10 protein-coding genes are annotated in these 15,072 nt (G+C 44.2%); 1 reads left to right on the top strand and 9 read right to left on the bottom strand.

The annotated features are described in order from the left end of the window. Nucleotides 1–29: 29 nt before the first annotated feature. Entirely contained in the window at nt 30–785 is a 756-nt protein-coding gene (locus tag OKW21_RS22375; RefSeq protein WP_277483679.1) for a GntR family transcriptional regulator, read from the top strand. 19 nt (nt 786–804) lie between these two features. Here the strand turns inward: OKW21_RS22375 and OKW21_RS22380 are convergent, their stop codons facing one another. The 9 genes from OKW21_RS22380 to OKW21_RS22420 all read right to left on the bottom strand — a co-directional run bounded on the left by OKW21_RS22380 (nt 805) and on the right by OKW21_RS22420 (nt 14,864). Further along, nucleotides 805–2,304 (bottom strand): TolC family protein, encoded by a 1,500-nt coding sequence (locus tag OKW21_RS22380; RefSeq protein WP_277483682.1) that lies wholly within the window; start codon nt 2,302–2,304, stop codon nt 805–807. 69 nt (nt 2,305–2,373) lie between these two features. Then, nucleotides 2,374–3,381 carry a thiopeptide-type bacteriocin biosynthesis protein gene (locus tag OKW21_RS22385; RefSeq protein WP_277483684.1) on the bottom strand — a complete coding sequence of 336 codons (1,008 nt, stop codon included), beginning with the start codon at nt 3,379–3,381 and terminating at the stop codon, nt 2,374–2,376. Between the two features lie 26 nt (nt 3,382–3,407). Continuing rightward, the gene (locus OKW21_RS22390) at nt 3,408–6,230 is read right to left on the bottom strand and encodes a lantibiotic dehydratase (protein ID WP_277483687.1); all 2,823 of its coding nucleotides are present in this window, start codon (nt 6,228–6,230) and stop codon (nt 3,408–3,410) included. A gap of 44 nt (nt 6,231–6,274) precedes the next feature. Beyond that, nucleotides 6,275–8,038, bottom strand: a complete 1,764-nt coding sequence (locus tag OKW21_RS22395; protein ID WP_277483693.1) for a lantibiotic dehydratase C-terminal domain-containing protein — start codon at nt 8,036–8,038, stop codon at nt 6,275–6,277. A gap of 11 nt (nt 8,039–8,049) precedes the next feature. Continuing rightward, on the bottom strand, nt 8,050–9,747 hold the full coding sequence (locus OKW21_RS22400; protein ID WP_277483695.1) for a lantibiotic dehydratase C-terminal domain-containing protein: 1,698 nt from the start codon (nt 9,745–9,747) through the stop codon (nt 8,050–8,052). 126 nt (nt 9,748–9,873) lie between these two features. Next, nucleotides 9,874–10,101: a pinensin family lanthipeptide gene (locus tag OKW21_RS22405; protein WP_277483697.1), complete on the bottom strand. Its 228-nt coding sequence runs from the start codon at nt 10,099–10,101 to the stop codon at nt 9,874–9,876. Nucleotides 10,102–10,205: 104 nt separating this feature from the next. Continuing rightward, entirely contained in the window at nt 10,206–11,342 is a 1,137-nt protein-coding gene (locus OKW21_RS22410) for a quinone oxidoreductase family protein (protein ID WP_277483699.1), read from the bottom strand. A gap of 4 nt (nt 11,343–11,346) precedes the next feature. Next, nucleotides 11,347–12,672 (bottom strand): putative HlyD family type I secretion protein, encoded by a 1,326-nt coding sequence (locus OKW21_RS22415; RefSeq protein ID WP_277483701.1) that lies wholly within the window; start codon nt 12,670–12,672, stop codon nt 11,347–11,349. After that, on the bottom strand, nt 12,672–14,864 hold the full coding sequence (locus OKW21_RS22420; protein ID WP_277483703.1) for a peptidase domain-containing ABC transporter: 2,193 nt from the start codon (nt 14,862–14,864) through the stop codon (nt 12,672–12,674). Before OKW21_RS22420 ends, OKW21_RS22415 begins: the two co-directional genes overlap by 1 nt. Between the last annotated feature and the right edge of the window lie 208 nt (nt 14,865–15,072).

A 15,072-nucleotide genomic window follows, 5' to 3' on the forward strand; every position in this document is an offset into this window, starting at 1 on the left:
CTTATACTCGTGACAATCAATTTTACAGGATGAAGCCAAAATTTATTACCATCAGCGAAGAGATCATTGAAAGAATCAAGTCGGGAGAATTGCAGCCGGGTGATAAAATTCCTTCCGAGAATGAGCTGATCAAAACATATCAGGTCAGTAATACTACTGCCAGAAAAAGTCTGCTGGAAATTGAGCTGAAAGGATGGGGCAGAAGGATTAAAGGCAAAGGTACTTTTGTACTAAACCGTACGCCTGATCACCATCTGTTGCGAACGCTGGGCTCAATTACAGATACCCGTATAGGTTTTGATGAAAAGTTAAAAGCGGAGGGTTTCACTCCTAAACATATTATTCTGGAGAAAGTCATCTTGCCTGATGGTATCTCATCGGAGATCGGAGGCAAGCATTATATCATAGAAGGACCGGTAGTGAAAATTCACCAGCTCCGCTATGCTGATGAAACCATTATGAAAGATGAGGTAAAATACATTTCTCTGGACTTATGTCCTAAAATCAATCTTATGCCCACGGAAACCTCTTACTTCAGCATCTATGAAAACAAGTATCAGCAGAAGATTACTGATGTCAACCAAACACTGAGCGCTGACATTTTAAAACCCGGAGATGTGGAGAACAACTTTGAGATCACAGCTCCAATTCCGGTATTTCTTCTTGACAGCGCTGTCCTTAACAGTGCAAGTCAAACTATTGAAATTGAACGCTCGTACTACCGGGGAGATAAATATAAGTTCGCCATTCTGGCCCACCCTCATTTTAACGACATAAGCCACTGATTTTTTTGACCACTGTTAATTATTCAAATCCCAAAGTACCGGAACGATAAAATTTTAGGAGTTTAATACCAAAAAAGTATTCGTATTTGACGCGTGTTAAGTCCGAAGTGGCTTGCTCAAGCAGCCTTTTTGTTTGTATGAGATCCAGTGCACTGATCCTTCCCGCACGGAAGCTTGTTTTAGCCTTTGTATATACTTCTGTCAGTGAGCCTACCCGGCGCTGAGCTGCTGCATGGCTATCAGCAGCCGCCTTCGTTTTAAGATAGGCGAGCTCTATCGCTTGTCTGACTTCCTGCCTTAGCTGCATCGCATTGAGCCGGGCCTGATCCAGCCTGATGGAGGCATAGGAAGTCCTGGTCTTGGTCAGGGTGTTATTAAAAATAGGAATGCTCAGGTTGATGCTTATGTATCGCCTCAGGTTAAAGTCAAGCTGATTGATGTAATTGTTATCAGTATACTTAGCAGGGATTTCTGTTTCGGTGTATACCGGTATTTTTGTACCTTCTGTCAGGCCAGGTAGGTCAGCAGGAGACAGTACGAAACTGCCCGTTGGAATGATACGGCTCACATTGGCTATACCGGCCACGGGAATTTGCTCAGGCGCTATACTTGAGTACTGAGAATACAAACCTGCCCTCAAGGATAAATACGGGAAAAAGCCCGCTTTGGAAATTGAGATATCGTACTGAGCACTACGTAGCAGCATATCAGCGCTTAGGATCGCTGCCTGCTGTTCCAGTGCTGAGAGGTATACCTCTGCTGTAGAAAAAAGAGTTTCTGCTTTATCAGGGATTACCTTCTCCGGTGCTTCAATAGCAATAGACTGGTTGGCAGGTAGCTGCAAAATCTGCTTAAGGTGTAGCTGAGATATGGCGAGCTCACGCTTTGTTTCAATGACAGACTGTTGATCCTGAAATAGTTGTGCCTCTAACTGGGTTTCATCAGTGGGGACCAAGCTGCCAGCTCGTACTAGTTTTCTGGCACTGTTAAGCTGAGACTGTGTTGCCTGCCACTGTGTTTCTTTTAACGCGACTATCTCCTGGGCAAAAAGCACCTGCATATAAGCCTGAATTACCTCCAGCGTAATTTCCTGTTCAACTGCCTGCAAATCGTACTGACTAATACGCAGATACAGTTTATTTTTTCTGACCGTATTGATTTTTTTGAAGCCATCAAAAAGTGCTACTTCTGCGCTGATGCTCATGTTTTGTTGGCGCACAGGCCGGTCTACATATTCATTGGTAAACTGGTTGATGGTACGCCCAACGCTATAGCTCATCCCTGTATTGGCATTTACGGTAGGTAAAAGGTCCATGTAAGCGTGTTTTAGTGCTACCTTTTCTGAGCTGATGTTGAGTCGTTGGTGTCTGAGATTGAGATTTTGCTTCAGGGCATGAGCGATACAGTCATCCAGACTAAGGCTCAAACTACGCTTATCAGCGGTGGGCGCCTGCGCCTGTGTTTGTAAGCTGACGAACAGGCAGAAGCAAATGAGTAATTTTAAGATCGTAGAATTCATGATGTTTAATTTTTAGCTCCCTGATTTGAAGTATTGATCAGCGTGTTCTTTCCCGGAAGCGCATACCGCTCAGGCATGTGTGTTTGCCATGGGGCGTTCATGCATGTTAAGACTGGATAGTGCTTTCTGAATCACAAAGGCGATATAGGCTTCATCTCTGTTTAGTACCCCCAAGCGGTTATTTGTCATATGTACCAGGCTGCCTAATATATTCCAAAGCGTAGCCTCTTTTGGGTTTGACGCTTTAAGAAGATTTTTGTGCGGTGGAATGAGCTTAGCTTGTGCTTGCGCATCTTTTATCCTGCGGCGGAAATTACGCATCTCACTGACCCATAGGTTAAGCCAAGCCTGCTTAAAGGTTGAAGAAGTCTGTAAACCTTGCCAGAGACTGGCACAAACGGATACAATATGCTGTTCCTGTTGCTCATAAGCTGAGGAAAAGCAATGCATTACCTTTTGCTCCATCGCATATCTTTCTTCAGAAGAATAGTCCTTATCAGAAGCATAAGCCATAGAAAACCAGCTGCGACCCAGATAAGAAAAGAAACGTATCATTTCTGCGGGCGACATATGCAGTTCGTGAGCAAAGCTCAGGTGCATTTGTATGGCTACTCCCAGAGCACATGCCGCATGCCAGCCAGGCTTTTGGCTCATTGCCTCCAATACCACATGAGAAGAAGCCTCAAACTGTTTTTCCGCGATAGACAAACCATATGTACCTCCGTACCTTCGGGTTTCGGGGATATAATCAATAGTTTGTACGGAGTTATTTGGATATAGCTTTTGGGATCCCCGGGCTAGATGTACCTGATCTAAAGCCGAGCGGCAAGAAGGATAAGCGGTAGCAAACTGCCTGAAACGCTGCCTTATGTAAGGAGCTACATAGCTTTCCAGTGTTTTGGCTTCCCCTTTGACCCTTAGCCTAATATGTGGCCCATGCTCCCAGTACCTGATAAAGAAGTACTGACTGATGTGTTGCTTTTGATAAAGCGCTTCACAAACGGGCTTAACTAGCTGGAGGAGTAGAGGCTCCCAGGGCTCATTATAAAACATATGAAGTGATAACCACCTTTCCATACCTATTGAGTTTTTTGATTGAACTATTATGAATGGTACCACTGTAGCAGAAATTCTGTCACATATTTCTGCTCACCGATCCTGAGCATTTGGTCAGGCCTGGGGTACATCTCTTCTATGATCATGTGCTTTTTGACTCTCCCTATTGCTTTCTGAAAAAGGTTGATCAGCAAAGGGTTTCTGAAGTCTATGTATTGAGGTTTATAATCATCATTGGCAAATGCGGCTGCATCCTGATTGTTGGCTAGCGGGCTGATATCACTCACTTTCACAAACACTTCTTCCGGTAGCGATAATGATTGCTGCCACTGTCGTATTTTGCGATAATACTGCCAATCGGTTTCCTGCCCCTTCCTGTGCGGAAGTAGTTCCTGCGGTATTAACCAGCTTTTTCTTCTAATGATAATGTTGTCTTCATACATAATCCTGGGGCTTAGCCTGACATAAGGGTAGATCGCATCCGACGGTATATTTAAGCGGTCAACGACCTGCTTTAAGGGAGAGAGCATAATGGTATCACTATCGGAGAATTGACTCAACAGCTTGAAAAGCTCCGAGCGAAAGAAGTTAGCCTGAAAGCCCATATCAAAAGGAAGCACTTTCTTATTGCTTTTTTGGTGCCGGAGCTCCAAACATGCATGCTCCTGATGATAACAAACTTCAAGCTCTCCTAGCGGGATTTGCTGATCAGATGCCAGGCTATTATGGCTTCCGGGAGCGCTGATTTCATAAGGCATCAGGCTGGGGTGAATATTGGCGTTAAAATATGAACCATCACAATTTTCGGCCAGCAGTTCATCACTAGTAGCAGTATTTTCATTCCAACGTTTGGTGTCCTGATGCACCTGATCGGGAAAAATATGCATATACCTGCTCATAAATTTCCCATAGCCGGTAAGGTAGTTATTGAGCACACCTTTGAGTTCGGTTTTACCTTCAGCATTGGTCTCCTTAAACAGCTGAATAAAAGCCGCATTTGATGCTGGTTTTTCTGTAGCTTCAAAGCCTATAGTCTGGTTAATTTCTTCCAGCAGCTTGCCATCTAAACGTACATGCTTTTTTGTGTCATCCCGATCTCTCAACCTGATAAACAATTCCTGCCGCCACCTTTTGGTGAGCAGGTGCCTTCTTCTCAATTGCTCAGGCAACTGCTGTAGCGTAGCTTGTTTGTGCTTCGGATCAGATTCTAAAGTTTTTACTTCGCGGTAATAATCTTCGTAAAAGTTCAGTAAGTTGATGCGGGCTTTTTCATCGTATTTATTCAGGAAAAACTCCTGCATCTTTTGCTTCTCCAGTACTTCTATGTCAAACAGCCTAAGCTGATCCAGCAACTGACTGAGCTTTTGGGTCAGTGTGTGAAGGGCAGTATGATCTATGCTGATCTGAACATGCTTCCGGGTGTCCTCATAAAAGATGTTTTCTGCCCGGAAAGGAAAGTCTTCTGTAGGCAACTGTTTTTCCTGCAGGTCGCCCGGAGCTGCTTGCCTGGTCTTTTGCAGGGGTGAAGATAGACTATGCGCTGAACTTGCACCCGCCCCTATGGCCACCGGCTCAGCAAAGTCAGTCTCTTGCAGACTACTACAAATGCTTTGGTAGATTTGCAGGGTACTTTCCTGAATAGTCTTTCTATCAGTAGTACTGGCGGTGTTAGCGTATTTATCCGCATTATACCGCATCTGCCTCAGTTGAGTGAAGAGCGGTATTAACCCATGCTGATGAGCCAGGATGGGCTGTAGTTTTTCAATCAGCTTTTTGTCCCAATAAGGGTCTGTACCGGAAATGCCCAGGTGAAATTCCAGAAATCCCAACTGTATTATTTTAAAAAGGTAGGCTTTGATTTCATCTTCACCGGCATTCACATGCTGTTGCAGGTAGCTACATAAGCTTAGGGGGGTGATAGCAGCCGATGTATGAGATTGCAAATACTGATGGATACATGTAAGTACCTGGTTCTGCTGAAGATATTGAAATACATCTATCTGATTTTTATTGATCAGAAAGTTGTACTGCTTTTCTTTCAATGAAATAGTAGGGTTCAGGCGCAGGGTCAGATGCTGAGCGAGTGGCTCGTTGGCAAAAATAAGCTCCTTCAAATATTTGAAAAGATAGTTGTTGAAACGAATATGTGAGCTGAAAACAGCATCTGTTTTATTACAGAACACTCCTTTGATCAGCGCTTGCTCGGCACAGGCTTGCGCTATTGAAAGCTGGGTAAACGTACTGAAAGGGGATGTTTTGGTACAGGTACGTGTCAGGTACTTGAGCAAGCTCAGTTCTGCTTTAAGTGCTTTCTTACCCAGCTTCCCCTGCTTTTGAGCTATGTATTTTTCCACGTTTATCAGCAATGATTTACTGGAGAGTAGTAGTCCATGTTGTAAAGTGCTGTCAGTAGCCAGTGACTGCATCGCTGTTCTTAGCTTTTTTAGTGCTTTTGTATATTGCTCCTCCCCTTCCCGCTCAATTTTATCAATGGCGCTATGCGTAGATATGTATCGCTCCAGCATAGTATAGGTAGCCTGGGGTAGTAATGTCAGGCTGTGCTGTAGCACCTTATTTTTTACAGAACGGTTATTAAACACGTCTCTTCGCAGGTTAAGGAGAAAGTTTTGTGCGGCAGGATCGTCAGTGCGACCAATTAACGAATACAGATGATCACTCAACTCCTGCTTCAATTTCGCAGCGACGCTTTCCAACGCTATGACTTTCTTAGCAATATCCGGAAGCTTATCAGTCTGCATCTGCTCAAGACATTCGTATGGCTTTCCGCCTATTCGGGCGAGTATGTGAGGGAAAATCTCCATCGTAAAAAGGATTCTATAAAACTGATAAAAGAAAATGGATGAGCGCAACTTGCCCAGGTCAGTATAGCTTTTACACTGACCTGAGCCTTATGCTATAGCTGAACCTGCTCTTCCTGCAGCTTAAGGCTCAGATGTTGCGCGCAAGCCTGCAACAGAAACATGAGGTATCTTTCATTTTCGTGCAATACACCCAGCCGGTTATTCGTAGCATGAATGATTTCTTTATAAAAGAACCATAAGGGGTATCGCTCCAGTATCTTCACTTCACTTGATTCATCCTGAATGGGATCGGGCAGAAACAGTTTTTCTTCGGTATGGAAGAGGGTGATTTTCTCCCTGCTCATTTTCAGTTCACCAAGGTAAGTTGCTAAGGCTTCTTCCAAGTTACGTTGCCCTTCCGTTTCGGATTTCTCCCACAGGCTCCCCAGAAAGCCAAGCATTTGCTCTTGTTGCTGCTCAAACTTATCCTCAAACTTCTGGTACAGTTTATCCTCCACTTCCTGCTTTAATAAGGGCATAGGGCTGACCTTATCGTTGAAGATAAAAGGACCCGGTATAGTCGAGAACTGATAAGCTCCCCAATCTTTCCAGTAGTTTTCACAGAATAAGTTGATTTCCTGCAGACTCAGCCCAAGGGTGTGCAATACCAGCCAGTTAATTTTTATTACCTCGCCCAGCTTTTCATTGTAGTTAATTCCTGGCTTTTGAGAGATCAGGTCAAGCACAAATTTTGATGAGGAATGAAACTGCTCCTCTAAAAATTTTAACCCTTCTGACCCCATGTATTTCATCAGCTCTACTTCAAACTCATAGTACTGAAATGAATTATTGGGGAAAAGCTGAAACTTCTTGGGAAGGCGCTTGTACAGATCGGGAGTAACCCTCAGCGAAGGGTTCATGGATAGGTAGCTACCAAAAGTATTTTCTATATAGGGAAGAATATGTTCCTCAAAAATAGTTTTGTCTGTCACCAGGTAAAGGCTGATATGAGCACCATTCTTGTAGTTGCGCGTGAAAAAGACATTTTCTGCCCAGCCCATCTCGCTGAGGTTTTCAATGGATGGCTTGATCAATTCAATAAGCATTTCTTCCTGCGGTTCGGCATAGTACATGTCTACCATGAACCACTTTTTCACCTTATTATATTGCGGAGGTATCCCTGCCTCATAGGCTGCTGCTCTGTCATCAAGCTGCAATAGTACATTTTTCGTGAGGGTGATGACTTTATCTTTTCGCTGGTGCTGACAGAAATCGTCTATGGCTTTTTTGAGCTGCTCTCCCAGCTGCTTATCGTACTCCTCTACAGCCCTGAACTGCCACTTGCCCTGCCCCTTATTGGTCCACTGTCCATTGATGATCAGCATGACTTTGGTAAGAAAATAAAATAAGTTTGACAGGATAAAATAGCTTTCATGATAGTCGTCATTATCTACAAAATCTTCCAGCCGGTTATTGATAATGTAGTGATAAAGCGCTTTTTCATAAGGGGTATAGGGAAGAGGCCCCTGATCGTAAATTTCACCTGCTTCAGTTTGAAGGCTGGCAATCACCTGATCCGTATCTTTAATGATCACTCCTTTTACGATCAGGTCCAGGAATGCCTTATTTCTTCTTTTTCTGTCGTACGCCATGTTATCTCTGGACTGGCTGATCCGATGAACCATCGCTTCTATTTTCTGCCCTTCAAAATGGTATAGCTTACGGTAATGTGAATGAATGTCTTCATAGAATACCAGTAAATCCAGGTCGGAGTGTGGCTTCATTTCTCCAGTCACCGCACTGCCGCTCAATATGGCTCCCTGAGCATCCGGAAATTGCTGATCTATAAACCTTCTGGCAATTATTGTATAATCCATGATTTTCATATTTAGGTTGAAATAGTATTTGCGCATTGGTGAATGATGTAGAACAGATAGCACTCATCAGCATACCTGAGGCCGAGCTGATTGTTGAGCATGTGGGTGATATGCTTATAATTCATAAAGCTGTACTGGGTGAACTTATCCATCTCAATATGCCAGTTGGGACTTACCTCCGATAGCAGGAGCTGCTCCTGCTGATTTAACGCTGAAATGTTTTGCGTAAAGCCATTCATTTTATGATGCCATTCAGACTCTAGCTCTCCGGTAAATTCATGCTCCTGCAATTTCTGCCATATGCTCTGAATTGTAGCTTTGGTATTAGGCGCAGTGTGCTGATAATTAGCCTCCATTTTTTCGATAAAGTTTTTCCCTGTCTGTGCGTTGACTGTAGCACCGCAGGCATAGGGAATCAGCTCCTGTAGCTGAAACCAGGCAGAAACCTTCAGCTTATCTGTATCAATAGCAAGGGCATGAAAACTAAGCAGTGCCAGCTTCAGCGCTGCTCCCATGGCTTTGCGCTCTGACCAGCCTGAGTCCTGCTGAATGAGCCTGCCTATCCGCGATGAGGAAAAATCAAACAAATCTTCCATCAGTTTGGTGGCCGCGTTTCCACCGAACAATGCGGGTAAGATCTCTTTACGCTGGTATTGCAGGCTATTATCAGGAAACCACTGCTGCTCCTTAGGAAGATCCGCTACCCATGCGGGCGTTACTCTTACTGAAGGTGCCTTTTTGAAATAAGCCTCAAAACACTGATTCGCGAAGGGTTTGATAAGTGTATCAAATGTTTCTTCTTCAGTGATCAGAAAGAGGCTGAGGTGCGGGCCGTTTTCAGTATAACGGTTAAAGAAGCATCGCTCCACCCAGTTTTTTTGCCGCAGAAACTGAACAAAGGGGGGCACGGCTTCTGTGATCAGCCTGTTCTGGTCGCTTGCGTAGTAAATTTCAATTGAAAACCATTTCCTGCTCTGGTTCAACTCGGGAGGTACGCCATTTTTAAACCCACTCTTGAGGCGTCCGCCACTATAGCTAAGCTGCTCATGGACAAGCGTAGCAATGGCTTCTTTATCGGCTTGCTGATAAAACCCTTCCATGGCTGATATCAATGTGTGATAAATATCTTCATCGTATTGCTGTAGTGCTTTGATTTGCCATTTTCCGCTACCTTTATACGGCCATTTGCCGTGGGTGATCAGGATAAAGTCTAACAGATTAGTGAGCAGGTCGTTCAGGATAAAGCAGCTTATCGCGAAGCTTTCTGAGGTCATAAAATCATCCAGGCGATTGGTGATCACATACCTTTGCTTTTGAAGCTCACTATCCGATAATGGAGCGGGGCCCGCTTGGTATATTTTTTTTACTTCGCATCTTATCCTGGCTAAATGCCCCTCGGTATCTTTCAGTATTTTGCTTTTCAGACATAATTCTTTCAGGGCGTTTTTCCTTTTTTCTCCTTCAGCTACTATTTCATTCAAAAAAGTATGTGTAGGATATACCATAGCCTCAATTTCGTAACCTGCATAGGTGAACACCTCCCGATAACTGGACTGAATGCGGTCATAAAAGATCAGCAGGTCTATATCTGAGCGCTCATTAAAACTACCGTTTACCGCACTACCACATATGAGTAGCCCATCACTATCCGGAAACCTGGAATTTGTAGCGTTCAGTGCTATCTGGTCTATATTTTTTGTCTGATACATGGTTTGTTTTAGGTAATGTAGGTGTTGTAAAAGTGGAGAAAGAATGCTTTCACTGCCTTGGTCTGCGAACTGCTGTTGTAAAGCAGGCTGGTAATAAGCTGATGCAGCTATTACCAGCCAATGCAATCAACCTCCTGCGTACTGATCATCCTCTTTGCAATTCCACCAGCTTGAATCTTTGGTGATATCGTATGAGAGGGCACTAACTGCGGTTGCAGAGGCAACAGTAGCTGATACAGCAGACACACAAGGCACTGATGTTCCTCCTTTTTGGGCAGCCTGCTCCTCAGGGCTCAAAGAAGTCACGAAGCTTTCTACCTGGAGCTCTTCCAAATTGATTTTCTCGTTTGTCATGATAATAAAATTTAAAAGGTTAGAAAAAATGAAAGTTGTTCTTTAGTTTCCATAAGGAAGAGCCGCGTAACCTGAAAATAGCTGAGCATGAATGATCAGAGCGCTTAGTTGTCGTAGAGGTACACCACTTTCCCAAAGCGCTCCTGCTGATTGAAGGTCCTGTCAAAAAACGCTCTGATTTCTGTGCCTTTATACACACTGTCTATCACTACATGGGTTTTAATACTTTGGTAGTCATCTATGGCCCGAACCAGATCCTCATTACAACCCAGGCAATTGCCCACAATGCTTATATTATTCGTAAGTATGGTGTTCATCACGCTTTGGTAGTTATTCTGTTCATCGGAAAAAGGTTGGCCAATGTCTTCCAGATACTGATCATACAAGCCACAGGTGACATAACTACCTCCTGTTTTAATCAGAGGAACCACCTTCTCAAGGTACAGATCATAAAAGGGGTCAATCACATAATCAAACCCTTTCAGCATATGGATAGCTTCATGAAGACGCTGGCTTCCAATACTATTATGCTTTCTATCTACTATAAAAACATCACTGGCACCCAGAGCAGTTAACTGATCCGCGAAGCAGGCGGAAGTGGTGAGCGCATACACATTGGCTCCCTTTGATTTCAGGGTATTTAAGGCAAATAATGAAGTATTGGATGTAGCGGCAGTAAGCAACACATTGTTTCCTTCCTGAATCTTGAGCCGCCTGACGATACTGCCGATCGTTTGTCCGCCAATTGTGAACCCGGCGGCTACTTCATCCGACATGTTTTCAGGTATTCTGGCCAGCTTGCCATAATGGAATACTTCGTACTCTTTGGAAGCATTGTTGGTAGGCAGACCGGGAGTGGCACCCTCAAATCCTGAATCAGGATATGCTCCGTTGCCAATGACCCTGTCGCCTATTGCTAAACCTTTCACCGAAGTGCCGGCAGCCACTACTTCGCCTACGAACTCTGAGCCTATAGGAAAGTAGTAGTGCTTGTCCTGCCGGCTGTTACAGTACTTCAGCGACTTAAAGATGAGCGACTTGTCACGGTAGTTGAGCGAAAAGCCTTTTTTCTTCACCAGCACCTTCTGACTGTTAGCCGGGTCCTGACCGTCAAATATGATGTTTTCTGTCTCCAGTAGACCGATAGTAACTTCTACGCCATCCATTATCAGGGAAGTCACCAGCTGTTTATCTGATACTGCCTCTTTTAAATTGGGACTACATATAGCGACCTGCTTCATAATTTTATTGGTTAAAAATGTAGACGATATTTTCAAAAATCCGCTCCAGTAGATTACGTTCGTTGGTGACGACCTCGCCCATACCCACCATGTCATGCTTAAATTCCAGACTTTTGTTAAAGTTTGTTTTGAGTCCGTTAGGTAGACTTATGGTTATCAGGTAATAATTTTCTTTGCCCAGCAGGGTTACTTCCTCTTTGGTAAGAGGGGAGATGCTCTCCACTACGCCATGCACCGTACCAAACTCTTTATAAGGATAGTCTTCCAGGTTAATCATCACTCTCTGCCCCAGTTCTACCTTTCCCGCGCCATGGGTTGGCATTTCGGCATGACCCGTCAGCCCGGCATTATCCGGTATGATGCTGAACACTTCCTCTCCGCTTTTCACAAACTCATTGTCTTTCCAGAAATCCAAAAATTCAAGCGTACCATCTATGGGTGCTTTAAGCACATAAGTCTGTTCCCAGTCGGTGATGGCAGACATCAGATTGTTGTAGTGCTCCCATAAAGCCAACTCCAGCCTGATGAGGGTCTCAGTATCATCAAACTGTATTTCGTGGGTTTGATTGCTGAGTTCCAGAATTTGAGACTCTACCCTGATCATATCGGCTCTGAAGTTTTCAAAGTCTTCTGTTTTGTTCAAAAAAATAATTTTAGAGTCTTCATAGTCTTCCTCAGAAATTACCTTTTCCATAAACAGCTGTGAGTCTCTTTCCCATTTTTTCTTGAAAATAGACAGCTCTTCTTTTTTCACCCGTATGAGGGTTTCTTTCTTGTTTAGCAGCTTTTTGTAGTTACTGATCTGCTGATGAAGAAATGTCAACTGGCTGCCGTTGCGGTTTAGTTTATCCACCAGAATAATTTCCTGATAAGTTTTGAGGAAGTCGCTGAATAGAATCTGTAGGCTCCCCAGTGACAGGCTTTCAGGGAAAAAGTCCAGTCCAGCACTGTTGACTTCTTCATAATTGGCCTTGAAAGCAATGAGTTTTTCTCTAAGCGCAACGACATCCCGGGCATTGGCGGAATTTTCAATGACAGCGATGTACTGCCCCCTGCTGACCTTTTGACCGGGAGAAATCTGCTCTAACCTCAGATTACCGGGAGATTTGGCTACAATTTTCAAAGGCGGGTTGGTGGTGGTAATGCTTACTTCAGAGAGCACAACTTCCGGATACCTGATGAGCCAGGAAAAGGCAAACACCAGCAGAATGAGCATCAGTATTATGATCGTTCCCCACCTGATAAACCAATTGGGCATTCTGTCCATTACATCCTGAGTTTTTTCACTCCTCAGGCTGAGTTCACTGCTGTCTTGTAGTTGAGTTGCCATTACGCGCACATATTTAGTTGGTTTCTTACCAGGTTGAAGTATATGCCTTTCCTCTGGATGAGGCTATGGTGGTTGCCTACCTCCACTATTCTTCCCTGATTGAGTACCACGATCTGATCCGCGTTTTGTACAGTGCTCAGCCTATGGGCCACGATAAGTACCGTTTTACCTTCAAAAACAGAAGACAGGTTATGCATAATGCTCCTTTCGTTATATGCGTCAAGCGCATTGGTAGCTTCATCCAGAAACAGGTATTCCGGATCTTTGTAGAGGGCACGAGCTATCAGGATTCTCTGCTTCTGTCCCTGACTGAGACCTCTCCCCCCCTCACCCATCCTGGTATAAAATCCCAGGGGCAAAGCATCAATAAACTCCCGGGCATTGGCAATATTCACGCAGGCGTTCAGGCGATCTTTGTCAATACGCTCACTGTCCAGCACAATATTATTAAGGATGGTATCATTAAATATTTTGCTGTCCTGTAACACAATGCCACACTTTCGCCTCAAAAGCCTCAGACTGATGTTTTCAATATTAGCATTGCCTATGAAGATATTGCCGCCATGGTTGGGCTCATAAAAGCGCAGCAGGAGTTTCAGCAAGGTAGTCTTACCACTGCCGCTGCCCCCCACGATGGCCGTAACTTTACCTTCGGGAATTTCAAGTCTGATGTTATTCAGGATGTTAGGCTCGTTTCTCTGATACCGAAAGGATACATTCTGTAACTTCAGGCTTTTTTCTTCCGGGAAAAAATTATTGTTAAGGCTGCTTTCATTCTCCTCATCATCCATTTCGTTGATTTCATTGAGCCGGCGGAAACTGATCCCTGCCAGCTGGGCTGATTTGATAAAGCTGATCAATTGAACGATTGGCCCGTTTAGCTGCCCTACAATGTACTGGGCAGACATCATCATCCCCAGGGTCATCTCGCCATGTATGACTGATTTGACCGCATAAAAGGTGATAAGCATATTTTTGAGGGTATTGATCAGTTGCGCGCCAATATCCTGGGCCTGGTTTAACTTGAGGGTGCGTATGCTGAGCTTATACAAATCGGTCTGTATACCTTCCCAGGTCCACCTTTTCTGCTTCTCACAGTTGTTTACCTTGATATCCGGCATAGCCTGCAAGGTTTCTATCCACTGGCTCTGGTTTCTGGACTGCATCTCAAAGTGCATATAGTCCAGCTTGCGCCTCACCCTCAGGAAAAGCACAATCCACACTGCGTACAGTATGCTGCCCACGATAAAGATGACAAACAGAATGGTATTGTAGTACAGCAGGATAGCCCCGAACACCACTACATTGAGCATCGCAAAAACCAGGGTGAGCGAAGAAGACATGATGAAATTTTGTATCCGGTCGTGGTCTTTGGCCCTCTGCAGTATATCCCCGATCATTTTTTTCTCAAAAAAGGATACGGGCAGCTTCATGAGTTTGATGATGTAATCCGATAACAAGGCGATATTAACCCGCGCCGAGATGTGGAGTAACAACCAGTTGCGTATGTACTCCACCACAGTGGAACTGATGGTAAGCACGATAGTGGCGATCAGTAGTATGTTGACAAACTCCATATCCTGATTGCCTATGCCTACATCTACAATGGCCTGGGTAATGAAAGGAAAAAGCAGTTGTAGTAGTGTGGCTACCACCATACCGGCAAAAAGCTGAAGCAGAAAGCTTTTGTACTTGATGATATAGGAATAAAAATAGCGAAGCGTTCTTCCACTTTTCCTTTTGCTTTCATTCTGCTCATAAAAATGAGGGGTGCTTTCCAGGGCAAGCACTACCCCTTCATCCGTATCGGGATGTGTAGTGTCAAGCCAGCTCTCCACAAACTCTTTCTCTGTGTACTGCAGCAGCCCCCTTGCCGGGTCTGATGCATAGACCTTCCCCTTTCTGAATTTGTAGACGACAATGAAGTGGGTGTGATTCCAGTGCACGATGCAGGGCAGAGGAAGCTTGTCCCTGAGGTTGCAAAAGCTGGTTTTCAGGGCCAGGCTTTTAAAGCCTATGCTTTCCGCTGCCTGACTGATATCCAGAATGGAGACGCCCTCTCTGCCACCGTCACAGCGGTCACGCAGGAGTTGTAATGAAAAATATTTGCCATAGTACTTTGAGATAATCTGCAGACAAGTAGGCCCGCAATCCATCAAATCAAGCTGTTTGTAATGAGGAAATTTTTTCATCTGATCTCATAGGTAAAAAATAGCAATTCGTCTAAAACTTTAGACTATGTTTACCTGGGAGCAAGATTCGTAACCCTGTAATGATAATTTTTCTAAAAAAAAGACTATACAGACCTTCTTATTCCTCTTTCGCCTATGTTTTTAAGGGTTCTCTCTTTTCAGAAATGGCGATTCCTTGCAGATTCAAATTTTCGGAAGAGGGATATTT

It is taken from the genome of Catalinimonas alkaloidigena (genome assembly GCF_029504655.1).
Classification (GTDB): domain Bacteria; phylum Bacteroidota; class Bacteroidia; order Cytophagales; family Cyclobacteriaceae; genus Catalinimonas; species Catalinimonas alkaloidigena.

Excerpts from the sequence above, each read along its gene's own strand:
- OKW21_RS22410 (WP_277483699.1), bottom strand. The coding sequence starts at position 11,342 with ATGAAGCAGGTCGCTATATGTAGTCCCAATTTAAAAGAGGCAGTATCA.
- OKW21_RS22405 (WP_277483697.1), bottom strand. The coding sequence starts at position 10,101 with ATGACAAACGAGAAAATCAATTTGGAAGAGCTCCAGGTAGAAAGCTTC.
- OKW21_RS22375 (WP_277483679.1), top strand. The coding sequence starts at position 30 with ATGAAGCCAAAATTTATTACCATCAGCGAAGAGATCATTGAAAGAATC.
- OKW21_RS22395 (WP_277483693.1), bottom strand. The coding sequence starts at position 8,038 with ATGGATTATACAATAATTGCCAGAAGGTTTATAGATCAGCAATTTCCG.
- OKW21_RS22380 (WP_277483682.1), bottom strand. The coding sequence starts at position 2,304 with ATGAATTCTACGATCTTAAAATTACTCATTTGCTTCTGCCTGTTCGTC.
- OKW21_RS22385 (WP_277483684.1), bottom strand. The coding sequence starts at position 3,381 with ATGGAAAGGTGGTTATCACTTCATATGTTTTATAATGAGCCCTGGGAG.
- OKW21_RS22415 (WP_277483701.1), bottom strand. The coding sequence starts at position 12,672 with ATGGCAACTCAACTACAAGACAGCAGTGAACTCAGCCTGAGGAGTGAA.
- OKW21_RS22400 (WP_277483695.1), bottom strand. The coding sequence starts at position 9,747 with ATGTATCAGACAAAAAATATAGACCAGATAGCACTGAACGCTACAAAT.
- OKW21_RS22420 (WP_277483703.1), bottom strand. The coding sequence starts at position 14,864 with ATGAAAAAATTTCCTCATTACAAACAGCTTGATTTGATGGATTGCGGG.